Source organism: Enterococcus sp. FDAARGOS_375 (genome assembly GCF_002393265.1).
Lineage (GTDB): Bacteria > Bacillota > Bacilli > Lactobacillales > Enterococcaceae > Enterococcus_D > Enterococcus_D innesii.
The window spans coordinates 56,157-82,148 of sequence record NZ_CP023515.1 but is presented as its reverse complement, the minus strand read 5'-3'; the positions used below and the strand labels follow the sequence as shown (position 1 = coordinate 82,148).

The window sequence follows — 25,992 nt, the reverse complement described above, 5'->3', positions numbered from 1 at the left end:
AAATGAGAGGTAGAAAAATGAAAGTTGTAGCAGCAATCGATTCCTTCAAAGGAAGTGCCACTTCCGCAGAATTAAATCAAGCGGTCTTAAGCGGGTTCTCAGACCAGTGGGAAAAACGCAGTATTCCCATCGCTGACGGGGGAGAAGGATCAATGGCAGCAGTCATTGCTGCGCTGGGAGGAAATTACGAAACGGTTTCAGTGACCGCGCCATTGGGCGGTAAGTTGCAATCTCGTATGTTGATCACAAAAATCAAGGAAGAAAAAATAGCCCTGATTGAATCTGCAGAAGTGATTGGGTTGCAACTCGTGGAACCTAGTGACGAGACCACCCGCAATAGCTCTTCTTTTGGGTTAGGCCAAATGGTCTTAGCAGCTTGCAAGCAAGGAGTGAAAAAAATTTACCTGACCCTTGGCGGTAGCGGCACTTCTGATGGGGGCGTAGGCTTTTTACTTGCGTTAGGAGCAAAAATCACAACAAATGGGCAAATGGAAAAAAATCCATTGTTGCAAACAGATGCATTAAAACTCAGCGAGTTGAATCCTCTACTTAAGCAAATTGAATTGTTTGCCTTAGCTGATGTAACAAATCCTTATTCAGGTGAACAAGGATTTGCGCCGGTTTTTGGTCCGCAAAAAGGGGCATCCAAAGAAACGATCCAGCAGTTGGATCAGCAAGCAAAGCGTTTGGCTGAACACATCAAGCAAACCACGGGGACCGATCTGGAAGTCCCTGGTGCTGGTGCGGCAGGGGGGCTTGGTGGTGCTGTTCGTTTGGCAGGTGGTCAATTGGTTCCAGGATTTGCGACGATCGCTTCATTGATTGGATTTGAGGAAAAAATCAAAGGCGCAGATTTGTTGATCACCGGTGAAGGACGCATCGATGGGCAAACCGCTGGGGGAAAAGTGCCCTATGGCGTCGCGTTGCTCGCCCACAAACATCAGGTCCCAGTCGTTGCCATCTGCGGCTCTCGAAGCGACGATCCAGGAAAACTGCCGCAACTCTTATCTGCCGTTTTTTGTATCCAGCAAGGTCCGGTTTCATTGACAGAAGCGATGGAGAAAAAACGAACCTTAACGAATGCACAACAGACTGCTCAAGCGATCGCTGGTTTTGTGGAGCAGTGGCAAAAAAAGATCGAATCAGATGTTTCAGAAGGGACTGAATAAGAAGATAGCACCAAAAAACTTCGTACAAAAGGCTGCAGCCGGTACGAAGTTTTTTTGGTGTTTTTCTCTATGCTTAAGCCATGGTAGCTTGTGCTTCAATCTCTACTTTAAATTCAGGTGCAACCAATCCGGCGACGATGACGAGACTCATAGCTGGTTTGTTTTCTGCCAAAATAGCTGTAAACGCCATACGGATAGCAGATAAGTAAGCGGCATCTGTTAAAAAGACGGTCATTTTGACCACTGATGACCAAGACAGTTGATTGGCTAATAAATGCTCTTCGATTTTCTTCAAAACGATGGCTGCTTGTTCTTGTGGGTCCTCAGGTGTGGCTCCGTCTTGCGACGGCGTTTGACCAGAAATGAAAAGAAATGGTCCTTGAGCGATTTTTGTATCGGTATAGATTGCCATTTATTTGGCTCCTTTCGTCTATCTTGCCTTTGGATGATGGGACAGATAGAAATTGATTGGGTGGGTCCTAGTTTACTTGATTTCACCTGCAAAAACAATCAACGGAGGTTTTCAGTTGGTTGTGTGAAGCCACGCGACCAAGCCGCTCTTCCCCTTTAATAAAAGCACTCATTTTTTTCAGGCTCCGCTGAAATTATCGCCAGAATTTTATGGTTTTAATGTTTTATACTATGTTCAGATCAAATAAATAAACAAGGAGGAAAAAAATATGAATTGGTACAAAAACACAACAGAAGAACTATTACACACGTTGCAAACAACACGGCAGGGCCTTTCCTCCGAAGAACGCAACCAGCGTTTAGCAAAGCAAGGTGAAAATAAAATTACTGAGGCAGCGCAGATCCCTACATGGAAGAAAGTCGGCAAGCATTTTACAGACTTACTGATGTTGGTCTTGATCGTCGCAGCCGTCTTAAAAGGGGTTTCTGGTGATTATATCGAAAGCGGCATTATTATGGCGGTCGTCGTCATTAATGGATTAGTCGGCTACTGGCAAGAGCGTAAAGCCCAAGAGTCACTGGATGGGTTGAAGCAATTCATGGGGCAAGAAGCAACGATTTATGTTCATGGCCGCAAGAAGAAAATTGCTGTTTCTTCCTTAGTAAATGGAGATTTAGTCGTTTTAGGACCAGGAGATGTCGTACCAGCAGATATGCGCTTGATCGAAACCCATGATCTGGTGATTGAGGAGTCGATTTTAACCGGCGAATCTGAGCCAGTTCAAAAAATGACCGAACCCATTACTCAAGAAAGTACGATTGGCGACCAGCGGAACATGGCGTTTTCTGGTACCCATGTAGAGAGCGGAACCGCCAGCGGGATCGTCGTTGAAACAGGCGACGATACGCAAATCGGCGAGATCAATCAAGCAATTCAGTCTGTGAAAGCGCAAGAAACCCCCTTGATCAAAAAAATGAAGCAATTAAATCACCAAATCTTTAAAGGCATTATCGGATTAGTGATTTTCTTGATCTTCTTTACTACCTTCCGCTACGGCTTTGATCTTGATCTCTTGTTCTCATCAGGTATTGCATTAGTTGTAGCAATGATTCCTGAGGGCTTGCCAGCCGTGCTGACCATGATTTTATCGATGGGTGTCAAGGAAATGTCTGAGGAGCAAGCAATCATCAAAACGATGCCATCAGTGGAGACACTAGGTGCCATGACGGTGATTTGTTCAGATAAAACAGGAACCTTGACCAAAAATGAAATGACGGTTGTCGATGTCTTGGTTAAGTCGAACGTGGATAAAGAAATGGTGCTTGATATCATGGCGAATTGTCAAGATTTGAAGCAGGACGAAGAACAAAAGGCTGCGGATCTCGTTGGTAACCCAACCGAAAAAGCCTTGTTGCAATACGCAGAATCAGCGCAGCAACCATTGCGTAAAACAGTCGATAAGATTCCTTTTAGTTCCTCTTACAAGTACATGGCAACCCGTCATCAAAATCAAGAAGAGCCGAATGCCTCGGTAATTTTTGTCAAAGGTGCGCCCGAAGTATTGCTTGAGAAAAGCCAACTGACTTCAGATCAAAAGCAATGGTGGTTAGATGAAAGTGCAAAATTAGCAGCGAAAGGGCAGCGGCTGATCGGCTTTGCGCATCTGACGCTGTCGGCACAGGAGTCCTTGTCCCACGAAGCACTCATCAATTTATCCTTTGTTGGGATCGCTGGCATCATTGATCCTCCGAAAGACAGTGCCATCAAAGCAGTAAAAGAGTGCTTGCAAGCGGGCATCCAAGTTAAAATGATCACAGGAGATCATGGCAAGACCGCTCAAGCCATCGGCAAGCAAATTGGCTTGAAGCACACGAATCACGTGTTGGAAGGGCTGGAAATCGATCTGCTGTCTGAGGAGGAGTTGCAGCAAGCAGTCCAAAAGACAGATATCTTTGCTCGAACGACCCCAGAGCATAAATTACGAATCGTCAGTGCTTTGCAGGCGAATGAAGAGATTGTCGGAATGACCGGCGATGGTGTAAACGATGCACCAGCGCTGAAAAAAGCCGACATTGGGATCGCTATGGGAATCAAAGGCAGTGAAGTAACCAAGCAAGCAGCCGATATGGTTTTGGCAGACGATAATTTTCATACGATCGCCAATGCCGTCCGCGTGGGTCGTCGGATCTACGATAATTTGAAGAAAACCATCAACTTCTTCTTACCAACGGCCGTTGCACAAGGATTGATCGTTATTGCGGCACTCTTGTTGAACCGACCACTGCCACTGACACCTGTACAAATTTTATGGGTAAATATGGTGACAACCATCACGCTTTCATACGCACTCGGTTTTGAAAAAGCAAGTGCGGATGTCATGAATCGACCACCACGGCCAATCAAAGAAGGTATCTTATCTTGGTACAGTCTGTTCCGCATCTTCTATGTCTCGTTGTTAATCATGATTCCTTCCTACGTCTTAGCGATTCAGTTTGAAGGAACGGTCCTTCAGCAAAGCATGCTACTGCAAAGTATCGTCTTCGCCCAAGCGGTCTACTTGTTGAACTGTCGTGAGCTGGTAAAGCCGGCGTTGAATCGCCAACTCTTTGCCAATAAAGCACTCTTAGTCTCCCTAGCACTACTGATCGTATTGCAGGCAGCGATTTTCCTAACACCTATCGGACACCAGCTTTTAGGGATCGGTTCTTTGACGCTGATGCAGCAGTTGAGTATTGCAGCCAACGGGGCACTTCTTTTCACAGTCGTCGAAGGTGAGAAATTTATTACAAATAAGTTGCAAGGACGTCAAAAAGCTGCCCCAGTGAAACAATAAAGGCAGCTTGATAATTCTAGTGATAACTTAAATAATAGGTTTGAATGAGCTCAGTCACTTGATTGAGCTCATTTTTGGTTGGTACCATCGATAAATAAAAGACTGGGACAGGAGCATCATCTAATGGAAAATTTGATAAGACAAAATCAACGTCGATTGCCGATAGCCCTTCTAGTTGACCTGGTTCGATGGCTGATAAAAGGATACGAGCTCCGAGAAAGTCATTCAATTCTTGTAAAAGGTAAGCTTTCCATGCCGGCTCCCCTTGAAAGACAAAGTATCCCTTTGCTCGGATAGGGTTGATTTGTAAAATTGCTTGTTGAATCAACAAGGTGGTGGTAGACCACAAAGGGAAACTCGTCTCCCTTTGTCTGCTTGTCTGCTCCTCTAAAAAGTCATGGATCGTTGCTTCGATCGGTAACGAATAGGGCTGATTCAGGCGCTGGATCTCGTGAAATTCTAACCCAAACCATTCTGAGAGTTTGGCAGACTCTTGCGTTTTGATCAAGAGCAGCAACAGATTCTCAATCAGTTGCGTCCCACTAGCGAGAGGTAGCTGCAGCAAGCGGGCTAATTTTTCGACAAAATAGGTTGTTTTTTTATAAATGGCTTGATACGTTTCAAGGGTTGTTTGAATTGTTTCGGACCATTCATTATTGTAGTTCCAACTTTCTAAAAAGCAATAGAAGCTAAAGAAGTGTTCGCTGCGCTCTAAATAAACACCTTCTTTTTGATAGAGCTGACTTAATGGCTGTTGGAAAAGGCCATAAAGGGGATCATCTTCATTAAATTCGAAGGAATCAATGCGGCAATTGGCTTTGATACGGATTGAATTGATAAAAAACCAGCAGGTGCCGAAGATTTGTTCCACATCAATTTGCAGCTTGGCTTTTGCCAAGCGATCCAAGAAATGATAATAGTGGGACTCATGAATCGTATATTCCTCAAAAAAGTAATTGTTATGGGTGTAAGGCAGTAAAAGACGATGGAAGAAGACGCGAATATTGATCTCACTTCCTTCAAAACGAATCACTCGATTTGTGACGCGAATCCGCAAAGAAAAATCCGTCAGACTTTTGTTTAATTTTGAGATATGCCGCCGCAGGGTTTCATAGGAAGTCCCTGTTTGGCTAAGAATCTCTTGGGTACGGAGTTCGCTAGAAAAAAGCAATGCTTTCATTAAAGAAACTCCGATCGATTGAGGAAAAAATGTTTCCCATAGCTGACTCATCAGCAATGGGCCATCATGGGTCAAAGCAAAGCCACTACTGGCAGCTTCGATCTGCCAACCATCAGGTAATTGTTGACGAATATAGGTTATATCAGAAAAAACCGTTCGTTCCGTCGTATTGATTAGTTCTGCCAAATGTTTGGCAGTGATCATTTTGTGATTGGCTAACTGTTCCAAGAGCAAGATTTGGCGCAACAAATCTTTCTCCGTAATGATTTTTTTCATCATCCCATCCATGACAAAAACTTCCTTTCCGATTCTTGAAGGTCAAAAGCATCCCATTGACTGCTTTGGTGTAAAACAGCTCGTTCGTGTTCTTATTGATTTTATACGAAAAAGCCAAGTTTTGCTATTTACAATTCATCGGAAGAGGTTATTTATCAAAAAAATGGGGATCAGGTGTAGTAACGGTCTGCAAAGAGTGAGCGCTATTTTTTCATGTGTCTCAACTGTTAAAGATCGATCATATGCTCGTATTTCTTCATTCGTAAATATAAAGAATAACTTTCTTTCGATAATTTTATCTTAGAAGAAAACAAACTTTTTTTGCGTGAAGCATAGAGTTTTCGATGGAGAGCAGAGTCAATGATCCACTCAATTTCTACTTGTTCTTCCCTGGATAAAGAAATTTTTTTCTCATTGGATTGAATAAGTGAGTAAGTAAATTCCAAACAACTCATTTTATAAATAAAGTTAGAAAAATAGGATTTATCTATGTACATTTAATCACCCTTTCTCACATCTGGTTCAATCATATGAGATTTCATTTAAAATAACAAAAATATATTTTCACCATGTGATGAAAATATAAAAAAATGCAATAATTTTTTGAAAAAAGAAAACCGTTTTTTAGGTGATAACGTAAATAAAAAAACAAAAAGTAGAAATTTGGAAGGGGATGTTTCGACGTTTTTTTTAATGAGAAGGGAGAATGTATCGTAAGTAAACGCCGACTCATCCATTTATCAGAAGCGTCAAGTTCTGTTGTGCTCATGTTAACAAAGAAGGAATAAAGCAAAAAAAATGATCTTTTCCTGTTGACAGATCAGCAAAAGCCACGTAATATAACTACCAATAACTCATTAAGACCATACAAAAGAGAAGTATGAGGATGTTCGTCTTGCAGAGAGCTGATGGTGGTGTAAATCAGCAGATGGGTGCTTCAGAAATGGACTTTTGTGTCGAAAGGCTGAAATCAGTAGGCTTTTTCCGGGAACTCCCGTTACAGAGAGCGATCGTTGATAGACGATCTAGAAAGAACCAATTGAGGTGGCACCGTGAGTAATCGCCCTCAGGCAGACAAGTTTGTTTGCGTGAGGGCTTTTTTGTTTTTTTCCCCTCGATCAATGAGAAAAATAGCAACAAAATCAAACTAAGAGAAGTACTTGAATATTTTTGGCTACAGAAAGTCGGCGATGATGAGAGTCCGGTACCAAGAAATCAAGGAAATGGCCTTAGCCGATCATTTTTTGAACCCTTTTTTGGCAGTAGGAAAATGCGGGAACTCCCGTTATAGAGGAAGACCGTTGTTAGACGGTTGATAGAGATGAAGTTGTTTATTTGGGCAACTTCAATTGAGGTGGTACCGCGATCATTCGCCCTCAAGCAGACGTTTTTATGGCGTTTGCTTGAGGGCTTTTTGTTTACAAAGAAAGGAGCAGCTTATGTATCGAATGGAACGAATCAACAGCGATTGTTTGACACCTGTCTCAGTGTTTTTACGGATTCAAGGGGCGCATAAATGTTTATTGGAAAGTATTCCCAGAGAAGAAGATACCGGACGCTATTCGATCCTTACCTTTGATCCCGTTCAGAAACTGACCTTTAAGGATGGTGTTTTTCAAGTGGAGGATCTTTTGAAAAAAACGGTCAACAAGTATCCCTGCCAGGACCCTTTAAAAGAAATGGAACGATATGTAGTCAAAAAAGAAATCACCGCTTTACCGGATCTGCCGTTGCAAAGTGGGGCTATCGGGTATGCGGGCTATGATATCGCCGCTTGCTATGAAGACATTGGACAACTGCCCGCAGATGAATTGCAGGTGCCTGATATGGCCTTTTGGCTTTTCGAAACTTTTCTCGTTTTGGACCATCAGACGGAAACTTTAACGATCATTCTTGAAAATTGCTACAGCCAAAGAGGAACCGTCGAGATGGAGCAGGTACTGCAAGCAGTGAAGCAGCAGTTAAGGACACCAGTCGCCGCTGAGACCCGTGTATTGTCAAACGAAAACCTACATTTTACCAGCCATGTCACACAGCAAGCCTATGAAGCGATCGTTCAAGAGGCGAAAGCCCGGATTACGGCGGGAGACATGTTCCAAGTTGTTCCTTCGCAACGTCTGAAAGCGTCATTTAAACAAGAGCCCTTTGACTATTACCGCAAACTGCGAGTGACAAATCCTTCCGCTTACCTCTATTATCTTGATTTCGATCAAGGATTCAAAGTAATCGGTAGCTCACCTGAAAGCCTGATTCGCGTTCAAGGCGACGCAATCACCACAAATCCCATCGCTGGTACCCGCAAACGAGGGGCGACCAAAGCGGAAGACGAAGCTTTAGCAAATGAACTGTTGGCAGATGAAAAAGAGCGTGCGGAGCACCAGATGCTGATCGATCTTGGACGCAATGATTTAGGGCGGATCGCTGAACATGGGACGGTTCATGTTCCTTTATACATGGTGATCGAGAAATACCGCTATGTCATGCACATCGTTTCGGTAGTGGCTGCCAAGCGCAGAGCAGGTGTGACGGCAATGGATGCCTTGAAAGCAACCCTGCCAGCAGGCACGGTCAGCGGGGCACCAAAGATTCGTGCCATGACACGCATCTATCAGTGGGAAGCTGTTCGAAGAGGGGTCTATGCGGGAGCCGTTGGGTATTTTTCTCGTAATGATCAAGCGGATTTTGCCATCGGGATTCGGACAATGGTTTTGAAAGACGAGATCGCTTATGTCCAGGCAGGGGCGGGTGTCGTCTATGATTCTGATCCTTCATCTGAATACCAAGAAACATTACACAAAGCCAAAGCACTATTGGAGGTGTCAGCCAATGATTTTACTCGTCGATAATTATGATTCCTTTACGTATAACTTAGTCCAGCAATGTCCAGCGGATACGATCGTCTTGCGAAATGACGATCCAGAGCTTTTTATTGTTGCTGAAGAAGCAGATGGCATCATTTTTTCCCCGGGACCAGGCCGACCAGAAGAGGCAGGATTCATGATTTCTTTGATCAAAACATACCATGATAGCAAGCCGCTTTTAGGTATCTGCTTAGGGCATCAAGCCATTGGTGAAGCGTTTGGTGCCACAGTGGTCCAAGCACCAGCCATTATGCACGGCAAGCAATCGAGCCTTACGTATCAGAAAAAAGGCGTGTTCGAAACCTATCTAGGAGATATGACGGTCATGCGCTATCACTCGCTGGTCATTGAGCCAGCGACACTCCCAGCGGAGTTTGAGGTATTGGCTGAAACAGAAGGGATCATCATGGCGATTCAGCATCGCGAAAAACCAATCGTAGGACTCCAATTCCATCCAGAATCAATGGGAACAAACGAGGGGGCATTTTTCATAGAACAGTTTCTTGGACTCGTCTCAGATAATACAGCAAAAAACACAAGATGAAAAAAGGAGGAATCGTAAATGCAAGCAATAAAAAAACAGCCGCCGCAACAAATCACTCAGCAATTATTCAATGGCCGTCATTTAAGTTATCAGGAGATGCGCCACTTTGCTCAAGGAATTTTAAGCGGGGTGTTTTCAGAAAGTCAATTGGGGGCAGCATTAGTTGCAATGAAGATCAACGGCATCACAGCTGCCGAATTGACTGCTTTAGCAGAAATTATGTTAGAGCATGCCGTGACCATTCCTTATGAAGGAGGAGACGCCATGGACAATTGCGGCACTGGCGGTGACCACTCTAATAGTTTTAATGTCTCTACTACGGCAGCCTTCGTTTTAGCAGCCGGGGGAATCACGATGGCAAAACACGGCAATCGCAGTATCTCTAGTCGTTCAGGCAGTGCCGATGTCTTAGCCTGCTTGGGGGTATCGATCCAAGCATCGCCAGAAAAAATCGCTGAGCTATTAGCGACAGTTGACATCGCTTTTCTCTTCGCTCCCTCGTTGCATCCGGGGATGAAAGCAGTGATGAAGATACGGCAAGAATTAGCGACACCAACGATTTTTAACTTACTCGGGCCCTTGATCAATCCTGTGCCATTGACCACTCAACTGATCGGTACCTACGCAGGCGAGAGCTTGGCCGACACCGCTCAGGCGTTAGGCAGTCTTGGTCGACAACGAGCAATGGTGATCCATGGATGCAATGGAATGGATGAAGCCAATTTGGCAGGTGAAACGGCGATCAGCTTTTATCACGAAGGAGAGGTAGCCAATTTTTCTTTGGATCCACAAGCGTACGGCTTTACGCCAGCGCCAATCAAGGCGATCGTCGGCGGGGATGCCGCTCAAAACGCCGCAATCTTAACAGCAGTTTTGAAAAATCAACCTTCCGTTTATCTTGAGACAGTGGTCTTAAATGCAGGCTTAGGCTTTTACGCCAACGGCAAAGCCGCCACCCTAGCGGAAGGCTTTGAGATGGCACGAGCGTGTATCGCTTCGGGCGCCGCCTACGACAAACTGCAGATGCTGATTCGTCAGTCAAATAGTCAATAACTACGAAAGTTGTAAGGAGGAGAAACATGGATTTTTTAGAAACGATCATCCAGAAAAAAGTTGAAGAAGTTGCCGCGATGCCGCAAGAAACCGAAAAGGTTGTAGCGAAACGACCATCATTTTATCAGCATGTCAAGGACCGACCACAGAAGATGCACCTTATTGCTGAAATCAAGCGTGCTTCACCCTCCAAAGGAGACATCAACCAAGGGATCGATCCTGTCGCTCAAGCGCAAGCATATGAAGCTGCAGGTGTCAGCGGGATTTCCGTTTTGACCGACCAGCAGTTTTTTAACGGCTCGCTGGCAGATCTTAAAGCAGTCAGTAATGCCGTTTCGGTGCCTATACTATGCAAAGATTTTATTATCGACAAAAAACAATTGATTTGCGCCAAGAATGCAGGTGCCAGTATCGTTTTATTGATCGTGGCTGCGTTGGAGCCAGCCCGTTTCGTTGCGCTGTATCAAGAAGCCGAAGCACTAGGGTTGGAAGTACTCGTTGAGACTCATAATGCGGCAGAATTTCAACAAGCCCAAGCAGTAGGTGCCAAAATCATCGGCGTCAACAATCGCGACCTAAAAACTTTTGACGTTTCCTTGGATGTCAGTGTTTCTCTAGCGCCTCAGCCATCAGAGGCGATTTACATCAGTGAATCTGGTATTCGAACTGCCGCCGATGTGCTGCAGCTTGCACCGTTTTATCATGGAATCCTCGTTGGAGAAACGTTGATGAGAAGCAATCGAATTGCTGAAACAGCGGCAGATTTGCAGGTGAGTCGACCATGACCAAAGTGAAAATTTGCGGACTCACCGAACGCCTCCATGTCGAAGCTGCCATCAATGCTGGAGCAGATTACCTTGGCTTTGTTTTTGCCGAAAGCCGCCGGAGAATCGATCCGACACAAGTCCGCAAGATAACGGAGCAAGTACCCCAAAATATAGGGAAAGTCGGAGTCTTCGTTTCTCCAAGTTTTGAAGAAGTTCAAGAGGCAATTCAAGCCGCCCAGTTGACAGCGATTCAGCTCCATGGAAAGATCCTGCCATCTTTGCAAACAGCCATCCAAAAGGGGGTTTTTGCTCATCAAAAGATCGCAGTGATCCAAGCCTTTGATGGAGAAGCAGATACTTTAGAACAAGATTTCCTAAGCTGCGATGCAGATTTTGGGTTATTGGACGCTCCAGTAAGAGATCACCCTTATGCTGGCGGCAACGGCCAATCCTTTGATTGGCAAAAAGCGGCGAGAAAACCGTTGCCGTTGTCTGAGCGATTTTTTATTGCTGGCGGTTTGCACGCGGAAAATGTAGAAGAGGCGATCCAACTTTTTAGGCCTTATGCTGTCGATGTTTCTTCAGGCGTGGAAACTCAGGGCAAGAAAGACAGTCGGAAAATCGAACAATTTATTCACTTAGTAAAGGAGAAGATAAAATGACCCAATACCCCACAGAAGCAGGTTTTTATGGTTCTTTTGGCGGGCAGTTTGTGCCAGAGACATTGATGTATGCAGTCAAGCAATTAGAAACTGTCTACCGTGAAGCACAAGCGGACGCAAGTTTTCAAGCAGAATTACAGGAATATTTGCAAGAGTATGTAGGAAGAGAAACACCTCTTTATCATGCCCAGCGCTTGTCACAACACTTAGGCGGTGCCAAAATTTATCTGAAGCGAGAAGATTTGAATCATACGGGCGCCCATAAAATCAATAATGCGTTAGGGCAAGTGTTATTAGCAAAACGGATGGGAAAAAAGAAAGTGGTAGCGGAGACCGGTGCTGGACAGCATGGCGTCGCCACCGCGACTGCGGCTGCGTTGTTCGGTATGGAATGTACGATTTTTATGGGCGCAGTAGATGTTCAGCGGCAAGCACTAAACGTCTTTCGAATGGAATTGTTGGGAGCAAAAGTGGTTTCAGTCACTTCAGGCAATCAGACATTGAAAGATGCTGTCAATGAAGCGCTGCGCTACTGGGTTGCAACCGTTGAGGACACTCACTACGTGATGGGTTCGGTACTCGGTCCGCATCCTTTTCCAGAGATCGTTCGAGATTTTCAAAGTGTGATTGGCAGTGAGACACGGCGGCAACTATTAGAAAAAGAAGGGCAACTGCCAACGACAGTCGTTGCGTGTGTTGGCGGCGGCAGCAATGCAATGGGGATGTTTTACCCTTTTATCAACGATCAGACCGTTCGTTTGATTGGCGTTGAAGCAGCTGGAAAAGGCGTGGATACTACCGAGCATGCGGCGACTTTAACGAAAGGCAGTATCGGTATTTTACATGGTACCAAAATGCATCTGCTACAAGACGGTGATGGGCAAGTGATCGAACCCTATTCGATTTCAGCTGGTTTGGATTACCCAGGGGTCGGTCCCGAGCATTCTTATTTGAAGGAAATTGCACGCGCGGAGTATTTCGCGGTCACTGATGAAGAAGCCGTTGACGCCTTTTATCTCTTGTCTCAAATCGAAGGCATTATTCCTGCTTTGGAAAGTGCTCATGCCGTTGCCTATGCCTTAAAGTTAGCACCAACAATGACAGCAGAAGAACGCTTAGTGATCTGTTTGTCTGGGCGAGGGGACAAAGATGTTCAACAAATCAAAGACCGGAAAGGAGCAGCGAAATGACCAGCAAAACATTGACGATGAAACTAAAGGAGCGCCAAAAACAAGGCAAGCCACTGTTTGTCCCTTATATCATGGCGGGGGCCAACGGACTGGAACGCCTGCCAGCAGAAATCGAACTGTTGACGACACATGGCGCCGCCGCCATTGAAATCGGCGTGCCCTTTTCAGACCCGGTCGCAGATGGACCGATCATTCAAGCAGCTGGAATGCAGGCATTAGCCAATGGGACCACTTTAAAAAAGATCATTGCTGCGCTGCAAACCATCCATTCCGAGGTTCCACTGGTATTGATGGGGTATGCCAACTCATTCTTTCATTATGGCATTGAACAGCTAGCAAATGAATTAAAAACGACGGATGTGAAAGGGGTGATTATTCCAGATTTGCCCTTTGAACATCGATCGCTAGTAACGCCTACGTTTGATGCGGCGGATCTCGCGCTGATCACATTGGTTTCCTTGACCAGTCCGCCAGACAGAATTCAGACACTGAACGAAGAAGCGGAAGGATTCGTTTATGCTGTGACAGTGAACGGTGTCACTGGAGAAGATCGCCAATACAACGAACAGCTGGATCAGCATTTGCAAGCCATTTCGGAAAAAAGTCCGATTCCAGTACTAGCTGGTTTCGGGGTCTCGACCCATGCAGACGTGCAGCGCTTTGCCCAAGTGTGCGATGGGGTAGTGATCGGTTCAAAAATTGTAGCAGCCTTACAAAACGAGCCACTGCCTGAAGTCAGTGAGCTGTTAGCAGAACTTGTTGGTAAGCCATAGAAAATCAATGTGAGGAAAGAACCCGATTTGGGTTCTTTTTTTTGAGAAAACTAGTATTCGAGGTACTGATGGGCTGTTATGGAAAAAAGAACGTGATTTGTGAAGAGGAAAAAAGGCTGATGGAAGATCAGCCCAAATTCCCATGATTATGCCAGTGTATCGGTGTCGATGGTGACCGTCTCGCAATAATGCCCTCTGCCCCCAACGTAAACATGTTGGATTTCCTTTTGTGAGTTCGTTGCGAGTTTAACACAAATTTCAGAAGGTTCACCTAAATTGCTGCCTTGCTCAAAACGATACACTTCTTTTTCGAGAGCACACTTTTGATACAAGAAGCAAGCCAAAGCGGCATTGGAAGTGTCTGTGGCAGATTCTTCATTGATGTCAAACAATGGGGCAAAGTTACGGCAAACGATTCGTTCTTTTTCCATTGCATATAAGTGCATGCCAACTACTTGTTGAAGTGCACTTACTTTTTTTATTTCCTCAAAATCAGGTACAACTTGCTGCAACTGCGCCGTTGTTTTGATTGGAACAAGGATATCCTTTAATCCAGTCGAAACGATTTGAATAGGAATTTGATCATTGATAGCATTGGTATCGAAACAGTCAGCTAATTGTTCTAGTGAAAGCACATCTGAAAACAGCGGTTTGTTCTGTTCCATGAAAATAACACCGTCTTTGATGGTGATCGACAAACGTCCGGCGTTGGTGTCGATGCGATACTGTTGCTTGGAAAGTTTGTTTAGATACGATAATAGGGCAAAGGAAGCGATTGTTGCATGTCCGCATAAGTCAACTTCTTCTTTTGGCGTAAAATAGTCAAATCGGAAATCGGCCTGCGGGGCTTTCGATAAAAAAGCTGTTTCTGAAAAGCCTAACTCTTTTGCGACAGCTAACTTTTGGCGTGGTGTAAGGGGCTGTTCCAGCAAAACGACTCCAGCCTTGTTGCCACCCGTTTGGTTTTTACTAAACCCGCTTGCGATATGTACCGTTATCTCCATAGGACACCTGCTTTCTTTATTCTTGTCAAGCATAGCATAATTTTTGTAGGGGGAGGATAAGAAAGGGATTGGGTAAGCGATTAATCATGAAGAGCCGATGAAATGAAAAAACATGGGTGTTCAAAGAGTGCGGTATTTAAGCATACTATAGCAAAAACGTTTCTTTGAGCATTCCAACCTTTCTCGTCAACGATTATCTTATAGGTACCAGTGAATATTTTAGATATAAAAAAAGCAAATTAGAACGCAGCATCTTTGTTGCTTTCTCATTTACTTAAATCGTTTGGTAAAAAGCGTTGAGGTTATGCTAAAATCATTGCTGCATAAAAAAATGATAACCTTACTGCGAGGCGGAAATAGTTTAACTTTGATTGTAAACTTTCAATATTGCTATGGCAAAAAATCTAAATCAATTTGGCACACATTTGGCACAAGAACAAACAAAAACCGCCAAGAACAAGGGTTCTCGACGGTTAAATAACGTTCCAGGAGGGATTCGAACCCCCGACCGTTCGCTTAGAAGGCGAATGCTCTATCCGGCTGAGCTACTGGAACAAATAAATTTCAGCGAATGCTCACTTCGCCTAAGCTGTTGAAATCAATCAGCAACAAATAACATTATAGAAAAAGGGCGCAGCAATGTCAATCGCTTTTCGCCCTTTTCTTATTTTTTCTTTGAAAAAAGGAAGCGCAGCTGCCCTCAACCTTTCTCAGGTTCCTCAAGTATTACGCTATCGGCTTCTTTCGTAATGAGAATCACGCCATCTCCTAAAGGGACGAGGGTGGAGGTCAACTGAGGATGGTTCATCACGGTATCCAAGAAAAGATTCAATTTGCGATGGATCGCTCGCTGGTTGCGCGGGATTTCTTCGATGGGTTGTAGAATCGTTCCAGCTTGAAACACGTCATCCACCATCAACACGCCACCTTTGCGTAACAGGCGTAGACATTCTGGCAAAAATTCAATGTATTTCGATTTGGCACTGTCCATGAAGATAAAATCATAAGGCCCACTCAATGTAGGCAGGACATCTGCCGCTTGTCCTTCTAAAAGCGTGATTTTGTCTTCATTTCCTAAGCGAGCATAGGTTTCTTTGGCTTTGCGGATCATGACGTCAAAGCGATCGATCGTTGTGACATGCCCCTCTTTCACACATTGCGCCATCAAGCTTGAAGAAAAACCGATCGCTGTGCCGATCTCAAGGATTTCTTTTGGCTGAAGCTGTCCCAATAAAAACTGCAAAAAGACCACAGTTTCATGTGGGATGATTGGCACTTCTTTTTCATGAGCGGCTTGCTCGATTTCACCAAGTTCGCCGGGTAATTGTTTTTGTTTTTCACGCATAAACGCCACTAGTTCTGGTTTGACTACTGGACGATGCATCATTTCGTTGCGCATCTTCATCCTCCTCATTTATCGCTGCCCCTTATTATACGAATAACTTACCTTAAGTTCAATCTTTTCGAGTCTTTGGGAACAACAAAAAAACCAGTCATACGACTGGCAGGATAAAGGGGTGAAAAAATATTTTTGGGATATTTCTATCATAACGGTGTTATGTGGAGGTTTGGTTAAAATCCTGTGAAGATCTCGTCAGGTTCTGCTTAATTTTTTATCAAGGAAGAAAAGCAACCCATCATCAGGGTGAAAACGAACTTTTTATCGAAATATTCAGAAAATTCAGGGAAAAGTGTTGACAGAGGAACCTGCTGTTTGGTATCTTCATAACAAGATAAAAAAAGTGATAGGTGACGACGATGGATAAACGATTGAAACAAACAGCAGCATTTTTATTATTATTATCGTAAGGACTCTTTTTCTATGACCCGCCTTTTTAAGGCATCATTTGAAGAGTCCTATTCGCATTGCATGAAGGAAACCCTTTATGGAGTGCTTTTTTTATACCATTTTTTCAATGGTGTTTGAATGATATCGAGCCAATCGTGCACCTACAAAAGCTTAGGAGGAACTAGTGATGAGAAAAATCCAGTTTTTTGATACGACATTGAGAGACGGTGAACAGACCCCAGGCGTCAACTTCAATACGAAAGAAAAGGTTCAATTGGCGTTGCAATTAGAAAAATGGGGGATCGATACGATCGAAGCAGGTTTTCCGATTGCATCAGAAGGAGACTTTCAAGCAGTCCAAGCGATTGCTGGGGCGGTGACGAGGATGACCGTTGCAGGACTTGCCCGCTGTCAGAAAAAAGACATTGATCGTGCCTATGAAGCTCTTCATCAAGCCGTCGATCCCCAGATCCATGTCTTTCTAGCAACGAGTGAGGTACATCGCCAGTACAAGCTGAATATGACGAAAGCAGAAGTACTCGCTTCCATCAAAGAACATGTGGCTTATGCCCGTGAACGCTTTGAAAAAGTTCAATTCTCGCCAGAAGATGCCACCCGCACCGATAAGGCTTTCTTACTTGAGGCGGTTCAAACAGCGATTGATGCCGGAGCGACGATCATCAATGTGCCCGATACAGTAGGGTTTACCAATCCTACAGAATATGGTGCACTTTTTGCCTATTTGATTGCCAATATCAAAAGCGAGCAGCCGATCATTTTTTCTTCCCATTGTCATGATGACTTGGGAATGGCGACAGCCAATGCGCTGGCAGCTATCGAAAATGGTGCTGATCGGGTGGAAGGAACGATCAACGGGATCGGCGAGCGAGCGGGCAATACCGCATTAGAAGAAGTGGCCTTGGCGTTGCATATTCGCAATGATTTCTATCAGGCTACCTCCAACATCAAATTAAATGAAACGAAACGCACCAGCGATTTGGTAGCGCGTTTGTCAGGAATCACGGTACCGAAAAACAAAGCGATCGTCGGCGGCAATGCCTATGCCCATGAATCTGGGATTCATCAAGATGGTGTCTTGAAAAATCCTGAGACCTACGAAATCATTACCCCACAGTTGGTGGGGGTAGAAACCAACTCGTTGCCTTTAGGTAAACTTTCTGGCCGCCATGCCTTTGTCGATAAAATGCAGCAGCTGGGGTACCAGTTTGACCAAGAAGAAACCAACGAGTTGTTTAAACGTTTCAAAGAGTTAGCAGATAAAAAGAAACAAGTGACCGAACAAGATTTGCTGGCTTTGGTGGCTGATCAGGGCCGCAGCCAAGAAGATGGCTGCGAGTTGGACGTCGTTCAGCTGCAATACGTGTCCAATGGTCATCAAGGAGCGGTGGTTTCTATCATCAAAGATGAGGAAAAACAAGTGGCATCAGCTATCGGTGCCGGCAGTATCCAAGCAATCTACAACTCGATCGATCAGATTTTCCAGCAGCAGCCAAAGCTGTTGAATTATGAGATCACTGCCTTGACCAGTGGGGAAGATGCGCAAGCCGAAGTGCACGTGGTCATTGAATGTCAGGATACCAATGAAAAAATCAGCGGGATTGGCTTAGACTTTGATGTCTTGCAGGCATCAGCCAAAGCCTATGTGCAGGCCAGCGCTGCATTGAAGAAACGAGGTGTCCTTGTTTGAAAAAGATCGTTGTTTTAGCAGGAGATGGCATTGGACCAGAAATTATGGACAGTGCCCTTGCGGTATTGAAAGCAGCTTGTCCTGACCATCTCCAACGCTTTCATTTTGACCAGCGGCCATTTGGTGGTGCGGGGCTGGCACTTACTGGAGAGCCATTGCCGCAAGAAACACTACAAGCTTGCCAGCAGGCGGATGCGATCCTCTTAGGAGCCATTGGTGATCCAATTTGGGAAAACGCACCGATAACACCCGAGAAAGGACTTTTGAATTTGCGTCAAGCGTTAGGGCTATACGCCAATATTCGACCCATCAAAGTTGTTGATGCGGTGATTGCCTTGTCTCCCATCAAAGAAGCGATCCTTCGGGGGACAGATTTTGTCATCGTTCGTGAGTTGACTGGCGGTATCTATTTTGGCGAAAAAGCAGAAAAACCTGAAGAAGCCTACGACATCAATCATTATCATCAAGCAGAGATTCGACGGATTTTGCGTAAAGCCTTTGAGATCGCCCGCACGCGGAAGAAGCGGGTTCTCTCTGTCGATAAAGCAAATGTGTTGGCGACTAGCCGACTTTGGCGCCGATTAGCGGAAGAAATAGCACAAGAATTTCCAGATTGTCAGTTGACTCATCAATATGTTGATTCCGCCGCTATGAAAATCATCCAAAATCCTAAAGACTTTGATGTAATCGTGACAGAAAATCTCTTTGGCGACATTTTAAGTGATGAAGCCTCGGTTTTGCCAGGGTCATTAGGAGTGCTGCCTAGCGCAAGTCATGGCGCAGAAGGGGTTTCTTTATATGAACCGATTCATGGCTCGGCACCGGATATTGCTGGGCAAAATTGCGCCAATCCGGTTTCCATGATTTTGTCTGTCGTCATGATGCTAAGAGAGTCCTTTCAAGAGGAAGAGCTGGCGGATACCATCGAAAGTGCTTGTTCCGAGGTAATGGATGCGGGGATCTTGACCCGCGATTTAGGTGGTACGGCAACGACAACTGCCTTTACAGAAGCGGTTATTGCACAGTTAGGAGTGAGCAATTATGGGGAAAACGCTGTTTGATAAACTATGGGATCGGCATGTCATCACAGGAGAAGAAGGGCAGGCTCAGCTGCTTTACGTCGATCTGCATATGATCCATGAGGTGACGACACCGCAAGCCTTTGAAGGGTTGCGGCAAGCGGGACGGACAGTCCGTTGTCCCGAAAAAACCTTCGCAACGATGGATCATAATGTGCCTACCAAAGATATTTTTACTATCACCGATCTGGTTGCAAAAAAGCAAATGGATACGTTACGTAAAAACTGTCATGATTTTGGGATCGAATTGTGTGACAATGGCTCTGCCAACCAAGGAATTGTCCATATGGTTGGCCCAGAAGTAGGCTTGACGCAACCAGGAAAAACGATCGTTTGCGGTGATTCCCATACTGCCACCCATGGCGCTTTCGGCGCGATCGCGTTTGGGATCGGTACGAGTGAAGTGGAGCATGTCTTTGCGACACAGACGATTTGGCAGACAAAACCGAAACGGATGGGCGTTGAGATCACAGGTCACCTGCAGCCGGGGGTGTACGCCAAAGATATTATTTTGGCATTGATCGCGACCCATGGCACTGATTTTGGTGGTGGCTATGCCGTAGAATTCTTTGGCGAAACGATCCGTAGCCTGACGATGGAAGAACGCATGACTATTTGCAATATGTCGATCGAAGGTGGGGCGAAAATGGGCTTGATCGCACCTGATGAAACGACCTTTGCTTATGTGAAGGATCGACGCTTTGCGCCACAAGCGTTTGCCAGTGCGGTGGCTGATTGGCAAACCCTTTATACCGATGAAGATGCCAATTATGATGCCCTGATCACCTTAGACGCAGCAACCTTAGAACCTTACATCACTTGGGGAACCAATCCAGAAATGGGGGTACCGGTCAGCGAAGCGTTTCCTGAAGTGCGGGATCACAATGATCAGCAAGCCTATGAATATATGGCGCTGCAACCTGGACAGACAGCTGCTGATATCCCCATTGAATACATTTTTATTGGATCGTGTACCAATGGTCGTTTGTCTGATCTGCAAGAGGCAGCGGCGATTTTGAAAGGTCAAACCATCAAAGAAGGGGTCACTGGTATTATCGTTCCTGGTTCACGCCCTGTTCGTAAAGCAGCGGAAGCGATCGGTTTAGACAAAGTCTTTATTGAGGCTGGTTTTGAATGGCGGGAGCCTGGCTGTTCCATGTGTCTAGGAATGAATCCTGATAAAGTTCCAGAAGGCGTCCACTGTGCCTCGACGTCAAATCGGAATTTTGTTGGACGGCAAGGGAAAAACGCGCGGACGCACCTCTGTAGTCCAGCGATGGCGGCAGCAGCTGCGATTCATGGTCGCTTTGTCGATGTACGAGAAGTGGTTGGAGGTGTTGGTTAATGGAAGCTTTTACGCAATTTGAAGGTACGACGCTGCCTTTGATGAATGACAATATCGATACCGATCAAATCCTACCGAAAAATTATTTGAAGCGCGTTGAAAAAACGGGGTTTGGCGAATTTTTATTTGACGATTGGCGCTATTTGCCGCAACGCAAGCCTAATCCAGCATTTATCTTGAATGATCCAGCATATCAGACCGCTCAAGTCCTCGTCACTGGTGATAATTTTGGTTCTGGCTCTTCTCGAGAGCATGCGGCATGGGCGCTGTTGGATTACGGCTTTAAAGCCGTGATTGCTGGCAGCTTCGGTGATATTTTCTATATGAATGCCACCAAAAACGGGCTGCTGCCCATCGAGCTGCCTTTGACTGTTCGCCAAAGGATCGCCTCGCTGCCTGCTTCTGAAAAAATCAGCATCGACTTGCCGAGGCAATGTGTGATCGTTGCCGGGGAGGAGCATTTCTTTGCAATCGATGCTACCTGGAAACACAAATTGATCCACGGTCTCGATGAAATCAGTATCACCTTGCAGGAAGAGGCGAAAATCACCGCCTATGAGCAGACGATTCCAGCGTATTGGCAATAGGGCTAGGGGACTGGTCGTTATTCGTCGGCTGTTATTTGTGAGAGAATGTTTCTTAACCCTCGCCAATCAGCTTCGATTTGCGGAGTCAACGTTCGATTGTAAAAGATCGCAGCGGGATGATACATCGGCACGATCAAATATTCTTTTTCCGACCATTGATAGCCATCCTTTGTCGGATTGCTTTCTTGTATTTTGGAACGGATCACTTCGCCATGGTGGTCTTTGATATAATAGGCGTTGCCTAATAATCGCTGCAGTCCGATATTGCCAACAGTTGCAATGACGGGCGGATCTACAACGGACAACTCGTAGTCAAGCAGCGGTGCGTGTAGCAAGACTTCTTTTTTGGTAGGTGTACGATTGGGATGGACGATCTCATGGGCACCGCTGCGCTTGTTGATCCGTTCTTTGACGGAATATGGGCGGCTGCGGACAGCGCTAGTGATGTAGACATCCTCACGGGTCAAACCGGCTAAAGCCAACGATTTCATCAATTCTTTTCCTGCTTGTCCGCTAAAAGGAATAAAATTCTCGATTTCGGTTCGACCAGGGGCTTCACCAACGATCATCAGTTTTGGCTGCAGCGGTCCTTGACCGGGAACAAATCCTTCCAATGGATAATTGCGGGACGCCTGTTGAACGGCAATGGCTAATTCTTTGGGGTATTGCATGAAAACTCCTCCAATTCTGTTTCACTTGTGCTCTTTCTTCTATAGTAATAGAAAATAAAAAATGCACAAAAGGAAATGACTAGTAGCAAAAGAATTCTGTCTTTTCCCTAATTAGTGATTGACTTTAGGAAAACATTTTGATAAAGTTAATCTGTTGTAATTGTGGACTCCACAGCTACAACCGCACAGAACAAGTAGTAAGTACGAAAGTCACTTGGGATGGCGAGTCTAAGTATATTATAAGGAGGTGCTGTAGAGCATGTACGCAATTATCAAAACTGGTGGGAAACAAGTAAAAGTTGAAGTGGGTCAAGCAATCTACGTTGAAAAATTAGACGTTGAAGCTGGACAAAAGGTTACTTTTGATGAAGTTATCTTAGTAGGTGGCGAATCAACAAAAGTAGGTGCCCCAATCGTTGCAGGAGCAACTGTTGAAGGGACTGTTGAAAAACACGGCAAACAAAAGAAAGTCGTAACTTTCAAATACAAACCTAAAAAACATTCACACCGTAAACAAGGTCACCGTCAACCTTACACAAAAGTTGTTATTGACGCGATCAACGCTTAATTCTTACGAAAAGCAGGGTAACGAATATGATCAAAGGGACATTCAAACGAAATGACTCTGGTCGGATTGTTTCTTTTGAACTGGCTGGACACGCACAAGCAGGAGAATACGGCAAAGACATCGTCTGTGCTGCAGCATCCGCTTTAGCGATCAGTGCAGTCAATGGGATCGATGCTTTGGCTGGCGTTGCGCCAAAAGTTGAAGCAGATAACGAAAATGGTGGGTACTTATTAGTCACACTGCCTTCTCGTTTGACCCAAGAGCAGTCGAATATCGCACAAATTCTTTTAGAGAATTTGTTGATCGGCTTGCAATCAGTTCAAGAAGAGTACAACGATTATATCCAAATCAAAACTACTAAAGAAAACTAGGAGGTGCATCTCATGTTGATGAAAATGAATTTGCAATTCTTCGCTCACAAAAAAGGTGGGGGTTCTACTTCTAACGGACGTGACTCTCAATCAAAACGTTTAGGTGCGAAACGTGCTGACGGTCAAACCGTTTCAGGCGGATCAATCCTTTATCGCCAACGCGGTACTAAAATTTACCCAGGGGTAAACGTAGGTATCGGTGGAGATGATACATTGTTTGCAAAAGTTGACGGCGTTGTTCGTTTCGAACGTAAAGGCCGCGACAAAAAACAAGTATCTGTTTATCCAGTAGCGCAAGAAGCATAAGAAAATGACATCCAGATTACGTAAAAGTAACCTGGGTGTTTTTTTATACATCAATGAAACCGTTTTAACAAAATAGTCAATATTAATGACTTTTAAAAGGAGCGAAGCAATGATTCAATTAAAAGAAATCACGAAGGAAAACTATCGTGCGTGTATGAATTTGAAGACAACGAAGGAGCAAGAAGACTTTGTTGCGCCCAATTGGTACTCAATGTTAGAGGCGATCTATGAGGAACCTCGTCAGGCATTTGCCCTATACAATGGTGAGGAAATGGTCGGCTTTATCCTATTTAGTTTTTACGAGGCGGATGAGGATTATCCAAAAGCTTCGTGGTGGATCGAGCGGTTTATGATCGCAGAAAAATTCCAAAATCAAGGGTTAGGCACTCAGGCGTTTCTTGCTGGGTTAGATTGGTTCAAAACCCATATCCAAGCGCAAGAATTAAGGATCTCCGCTGTGGATGGCAACGAGATCGCAACGAAGCTTTACGAACGCAATGGCTTTGTTTTGACGGGTGAAATGATTGAGAACGAGCATGTACTCTTGTTGCAGCTGCCAACGGATCAAGGGTAAATGACTCTTTTTACAGTAAGAGAATGAGGTCAAAAGCAGAGGTTCTTAAGGGAATCCTCTGTTTTTTTTGTGTTGTTTCGTTAAAAAAAGTGTGCGGTCATCTTCTGGTTAGACGTTTCAAGAAATTTTGTGCACTTGGGGTAAGAATTACGAGTATGTCCATGCTTTGTTGTTCACAAAGTTCCTTTTGCTGTTAACAGAATCTTTACACGTTGACAACACAAACCTTATATTCATTTGATACTCTGAGGAAGTAGAACAAATGGAAAGAAACTTTCGAAAAACGTTGATTATTGAGAATGTGCTCACGAATGATCCCGGTCAAAACACGAACATTATCAAAAAAGAAAACGTTCGTAATTCGAAAAAGATTGTTTTTAATTCGGTGGTTTTTTATAATCAAAAAGGAAAGTTCGGAATTCCATGAGTTCGATTTTTTATATGAAAAGGAGAAAAAGTGATGAAAGTTTGGAAGAAAACGGCAATGTTTGGTTTAGGTTTGGTGGCGGCAGTTACGCTGGCGGCATGTGGCTCAGGTGGAGCAAGTACTGACTCGGCGGCTGAGGAAGCAGGATATGTACCAGAAAAGTTGACCGTTCAATTTGTCCCATCACAAGCAGCAGAAACATTAGAAGCAAAAGCAAAACCACTTGAGCAATTGTTAAGTGATGAATTGGGGATTCCAGTCACAGTGAGTGTTTCCACTGACTACAATACAATCGTTGAAGCAATGGCTTCGAAACAAGTAGATGTCGGCTTTTTACCGCCGAATGCCTACGTTTTAGCAAATGAACAAAGCAATGTTAAGGTACTGTTGCAAGCGCAGCGTTATGGCATCAAGCAGCCTGGTGGCGAATCAACAGATGAATTGGTTGATAGCTATCGTTCAATGATCGTCGTAAAAAGCGGCAGTGACATCAAAGAGTTGGAAGATTTAAAAGGCAAAACGATTGCCACGCAAGATGTTACTTCTTCTGCCGGTTATGTTTGGCCAGTAGCAGAAATGAAAAAAGCAGGCATCGACATCAATACAGATGTGACGACTGTTCAAGTCAAAGGCCATGACCAAGCGGTCTTATCTGTCTTGAATGGCGACGTTGACGCGGCCTTCGTTTTTGAAGATGCCCGTAACACGGTCAAAAATGATTACCCTGAAATCATGGATGAGGTAGAGCCAATGTACTTTACCGAACCGATCCCGAACGATACGATCAGTGTTCGCAGCGATATGAGTGAAGAGTGGGACAAAAAAATCCAAGATGCCTTTATCGCGATCGGAAAAGATGAAGAAGGAAAACAAATCATCTCTGATATTTACTCGCATGAAGGATACGTTGTTTCACAAGACAGCAATTTCGACATTGTAAGAGAGTATGCGGAACAAGTCGGACAATAATAGATGAATAGATCGGGAGGGTACCGGTACTTGAGGTACCCTTTTCGAATGGACAGCAATTTTTATCTAATGGAAAGAAAGTAGGAGAATCATGGCTCTAGAGAACGAAACGATTATTTCATTTCAAAATGTGACCAAGCAATACCCAAATGGGGTGTTGGGGTTGAAGGATTTGAACATCGATATCAAAAAAGGAGAATTTGTCATCGTCGTGGGTTTATCCGGTGCAGGCAAATCAACGATGTTGCGCTCCATCAATCGACTGCACGAAATTACAAGCGGCGAGATTTTAATCGATAACAAGTCGATCACAAAAGCAAAAGGAAGAGAGCTACGCTTGATTCGTCGAGACATTGGCATGATTTTCCAAAGCTTCAATTTGGTGAAACGTTCGAGTGTCTTGCGAAACGTCTTAACGGGGCGAGTGGCTTATCATCCCACGATCAAAATGCTGCTTGGTCTCTTTCCGCAAGCGGACAAAGAGTTGGCGTATCAATCACTGCAGCGGGTCAATTTAGCAGAAAAAGTCTATACCCGAGCCGATGAATTGTCTGGCGGTCAGCAGCAGCGGGTTTCGATTGCCCGTGCGTTGACGCAAGAGCCGAAGATTATTTTAGCGGATGAACCGGTTGCTTCATTAGATCCGTTAACCACTGAAAAAGTCATGAATGACTTAAAACGGATCAATCAAGATCTGGGTATCACTATCGTAGTCAATTTACATTCTGTCCAATTGGCAAGAGAATACGGCACACGGATCATCGGGTTACGAGATGGGGGCTTGGTTTTTGATGGCCCTGTCAGTGAAGCGACCGATCAGCGATTGAAACAGATTTATGGTAGCGAGATCATGGAAGAGCAGGAAGGGGCATGA

The 25,992-nt window shown here is 44.7% G+C and carries 24 protein-coding genes, 1 tRNA gene and 3 other annotated features; of the genes, 19 read left to right on the top strand and 6 right to left on the bottom strand.

The window, feature by feature from the left end; translation table 11 throughout:
* Positions 1 to 17: 17 nt before the first annotated feature.
* A complete protein-coding gene (locus tag CO692_RS01365) occupies positions 18 to 1,169 on the top strand; it encodes a glycerate kinase (protein ID WP_096741327.1) in 1,152 nt (383 codons plus the stop codon).
* A 73-nt stretch (positions 1,170 to 1,242) separates the two neighbouring features.
* On the opposite strand, the gene CO692_RS01360 is transcribed toward CO692_RS01365, so the two are convergent.
* Positions 1,243 to 1,581 carry a RidA family protein gene (locus CO692_RS01360; RefSeq protein WP_096741326.1) on the bottom strand — a complete coding sequence of 113 codons (339 nt, stop codon included), beginning with the start codon at positions 1,579 to 1,581 and terminating at the stop codon, positions 1,243 to 1,245.
* 268 nt (positions 1,582 to 1,849) lie between these two features.
* Between CO692_RS01360 and CO692_RS01355 the strand changes: the two genes are divergently transcribed.
* Positions 1,850 to 4,414, top strand: coding sequence for an HAD-IC family P-type ATPase (locus tag CO692_RS01355; protein WP_096741325.1), 2,565 nt, complete (start codon positions 1,850 to 1,852; stop codon positions 4,412 to 4,414).
* Between the two features lie 16 nt (positions 4,415 to 4,430).
* Here CO692_RS01355 and CO692_RS01350 read toward each other — a convergent pair whose 3' ends face one another.
* Positions 4,431 to 5,882 carry a helix-turn-helix domain-containing protein gene (locus tag CO692_RS01350; RefSeq protein WP_096741324.1) on the bottom strand — a complete coding sequence of 484 codons (1,452 nt, stop codon included), beginning with the start codon at positions 5,880 to 5,882 and terminating at the stop codon, positions 4,431 to 4,433.
* 844 nt (positions 5,883 to 6,726) lie between these two features.
* Positions 6,727 to 6,941: a binding site (T-box leader), on the top strand.
* Positions 6,942 to 7,006: 65 nt separating this feature from the next.
* Positions 7,007 to 7,251 (top strand) — a binding site (T-box leader).
* 58 nt (positions 7,252 to 7,309) lie between these two features.
* Between CO692_RS01350 and trpE the strand changes: the two genes are divergently transcribed.
* From trpE to trpA, 7 genes are read left to right on the top strand one after another with little or no spacing between them, the layout of a single operon-like run.
* The gene (trpE, locus tag CO692_RS01335; RefSeq protein ID WP_096741323.1) at positions 7,310 to 8,716 is read left to right on the top strand and encodes an anthranilate synthase component I; all 1,407 of its coding nucleotides are present in this window, start codon (positions 7,310 to 7,312) and stop codon (positions 8,714 to 8,716) included.
* On the top strand, positions 8,697 to 9,275 hold the full coding sequence (locus CO692_RS01330; protein ID WP_096741322.1) for an aminodeoxychorismate/anthranilate synthase component II: 579 nt from the start codon (positions 8,697 to 8,699) through the stop codon (positions 9,273 to 9,275). The genes trpE and CO692_RS01330 overlap by 20 nt, the downstream gene beginning before the upstream one ends.
* Positions 9,276 to 9,293: 18 nt before the next feature.
* On the top strand, positions 9,294 to 10,328 hold the full coding sequence (trpD, locus tag CO692_RS01325) for an anthranilate phosphoribosyltransferase (protein WP_096741321.1): 1,035 nt from the start codon (positions 9,294 to 9,296) through the stop codon (positions 10,326 to 10,328).
* A gap of 26 nt (positions 10,329 to 10,354) precedes the next feature.
* A complete protein-coding gene (gene trpC, locus CO692_RS01320) occupies positions 10,355 to 11,113 on the top strand; it encodes an indole-3-glycerol phosphate synthase TrpC (RefSeq protein ID WP_096741320.1) in 759 nt (252 codons plus the stop codon).
* Positions 11,110 to 11,757, top strand: a complete 648-nt coding sequence (locus CO692_RS01315) for a phosphoribosylanthranilate isomerase (RefSeq protein WP_096741319.1) — start codon at positions 11,110 to 11,112, stop codon at positions 11,755 to 11,757. Before trpC ends, CO692_RS01315 begins: the two co-directional genes overlap by 4 nt.
* Complete coding sequence (gene trpB / locus CO692_RS01310) at positions 11,754 to 12,947, top strand: tryptophan synthase subunit beta (RefSeq protein WP_096741318.1); 1,194 nt, start codon at positions 11,754 to 11,756, stop codon at positions 12,945 to 12,947. The genes CO692_RS01315 and trpB overlap by 4 nt, the downstream gene beginning before the upstream one ends.
* The gene (gene trpA / locus CO692_RS01305; protein WP_096741317.1) at positions 12,944 to 13,720 is read left to right on the top strand and encodes a tryptophan synthase subunit alpha; all 777 of its coding nucleotides are present in this window, start codon (positions 12,944 to 12,946) and stop codon (positions 13,718 to 13,720) included. Before trpB ends, trpA begins: the two co-directional genes overlap by 4 nt.
* 146 nt (positions 13,721 to 13,866) lie before the next feature.
* On the opposite strand, the gene CO692_RS01300 is transcribed toward trpA, so the two are convergent.
* The 3 genes from CO692_RS01300 to CO692_RS01285 form a co-directional block, all read right to left on the bottom strand.
* Positions 13,867 to 14,724, bottom strand: coding sequence for a PhzF family phenazine biosynthesis protein (locus tag CO692_RS01300; RefSeq protein WP_096741316.1), 858 nt, complete (start codon positions 14,722 to 14,724; stop codon positions 13,867 to 13,869).
* Positions 14,725 to 15,205: 481 nt separating this feature from the next.
* Positions 15,206 to 15,279: transfer RNA gene (locus CO692_RS01290), tRNA-Arg, on the bottom strand.
* A 145-nt stretch (positions 15,280 to 15,424) separates the two neighbouring features.
* Positions 15,425 to 16,123, bottom strand: a complete 699-nt coding sequence (locus CO692_RS01285; protein ID WP_010747978.1) for an O-methyltransferase — start codon at positions 16,121 to 16,123, stop codon at positions 15,425 to 15,427.
* A 577-nt stretch (positions 16,124 to 16,700) separates the two neighbouring features.
* Here CO692_RS01285 and CO692_RS01280 point away from each other — a divergent pair.
* The 4 genes from CO692_RS01280 to leuD are packed head-to-tail and all read left to right on the top strand — an operon-like array spanning position 16,701 to position 21,232.
* Positions 16,701 to 18,221: a 2-isopropylmalate synthase gene (locus CO692_RS01280; protein ID WP_096741315.1), complete on the top strand. Its 1,521-nt coding sequence runs from the start codon at positions 16,701 to 16,703 to the stop codon at positions 18,219 to 18,221.
* On the top strand, positions 18,218 to 19,282 hold the full coding sequence (gene leuB / locus CO692_RS01275) for a 3-isopropylmalate dehydrogenase (RefSeq protein WP_096741314.1): 1,065 nt from the start codon (positions 18,218 to 18,220) through the stop codon (positions 19,280 to 19,282). Before CO692_RS01280 ends, leuB begins: the two co-directional genes overlap by 4 nt.
* The gene (gene leuC / locus CO692_RS01270; RefSeq protein ID WP_096741313.1) at positions 19,263 to 20,645 is read left to right on the top strand and encodes a 3-isopropylmalate dehydratase large subunit; all 1,383 of its coding nucleotides are present in this window, start codon (positions 19,263 to 19,265) and stop codon (positions 20,643 to 20,645) included. The genes leuB and leuC overlap by 20 nt, the downstream gene beginning before the upstream one ends.
* Positions 20,645 to 21,232, top strand: a complete 588-nt coding sequence (gene leuD / locus CO692_RS01265) for a 3-isopropylmalate dehydratase small subunit (RefSeq protein WP_016612252.1) — start codon at positions 20,645 to 20,647, stop codon at positions 21,230 to 21,232. Before leuC ends, leuD begins: the two co-directional genes overlap by 1 nt.
* A 17-nt stretch (positions 21,233 to 21,249) precedes the next feature.
* Here leuD and CO692_RS01260 read toward each other — a convergent pair whose 3' ends face one another.
* Positions 21,250 to 21,903 carry a uracil-DNA glycosylase gene (locus CO692_RS01260; RefSeq protein WP_081118056.1) on the bottom strand — a complete coding sequence of 218 codons (654 nt, stop codon included), beginning with the start codon at positions 21,901 to 21,903 and terminating at the stop codon, positions 21,250 to 21,252.
* A gap of 169 nt (positions 21,904 to 22,072) precedes the next feature.
* Positions 22,073 to 22,143: a sequence feature (ribosomal protein L21 leader region), on the top strand.
* Positions 22,144 to 22,162: 19 nt separating this feature from the next.
* Between CO692_RS01260 and rplU the strand changes: the two genes are divergently transcribed.
* From rplU to phnC, 6 genes are all read left to right on the top strand, one after another.
* Positions 22,163 to 22,471 carry a 50S ribosomal protein L21 gene (gene rplU / locus CO692_RS01255; RefSeq protein ID WP_005225751.1) on the top strand — a complete coding sequence of 103 codons (309 nt, stop codon included), beginning with the start codon at positions 22,163 to 22,165 and terminating at the stop codon, positions 22,469 to 22,471.
* Positions 22,472 to 22,497: 26 nt separating this feature from the next.
* Positions 22,498 to 22,842, top strand: coding sequence for a ribosomal-processing cysteine protease Prp (locus CO692_RS01250; protein ID WP_005225752.1), 345 nt, complete (start codon positions 22,498 to 22,500; stop codon positions 22,840 to 22,842).
* Positions 22,843 to 22,854: 12 nt separating this feature from the next.
* The gene (gene rpmA, locus CO692_RS01245) at positions 22,855 to 23,148 is read left to right on the top strand and encodes a 50S ribosomal protein L27 (protein ID WP_003126181.1); all 294 of its coding nucleotides are present in this window, start codon (positions 22,855 to 22,857) and stop codon (positions 23,146 to 23,148) included.
* A gap of 109 nt (positions 23,149 to 23,257) precedes the next feature.
* Positions 23,258 to 23,722, top strand: a complete 465-nt coding sequence (locus CO692_RS01240) for a GNAT family N-acetyltransferase (protein WP_081118057.1) — start codon at positions 23,258 to 23,260, stop codon at positions 23,720 to 23,722.
* Positions 23,723 to 24,182: 460 nt separating this feature from the next.
* Positions 24,183 to 25,118 carry a phosphate/phosphite/phosphonate ABC transporter substrate-binding protein gene (gene phnD / locus CO692_RS01235; protein ID WP_005235326.1) on the top strand — a complete coding sequence of 312 codons (936 nt, stop codon included), beginning with the start codon at positions 24,183 to 24,185 and terminating at the stop codon, positions 25,116 to 25,118.
* A gap of 91 nt (positions 25,119 to 25,209) precedes the next feature.
* Positions 25,210 to 25,992 carry a phosphonate ABC transporter ATP-binding protein gene (gene phnC, locus CO692_RS01230; RefSeq protein WP_096741312.1) on the top strand — a complete coding sequence of 261 codons (783 nt, stop codon included), beginning with the start codon at positions 25,210 to 25,212 and terminating at the stop codon, positions 25,990 to 25,992.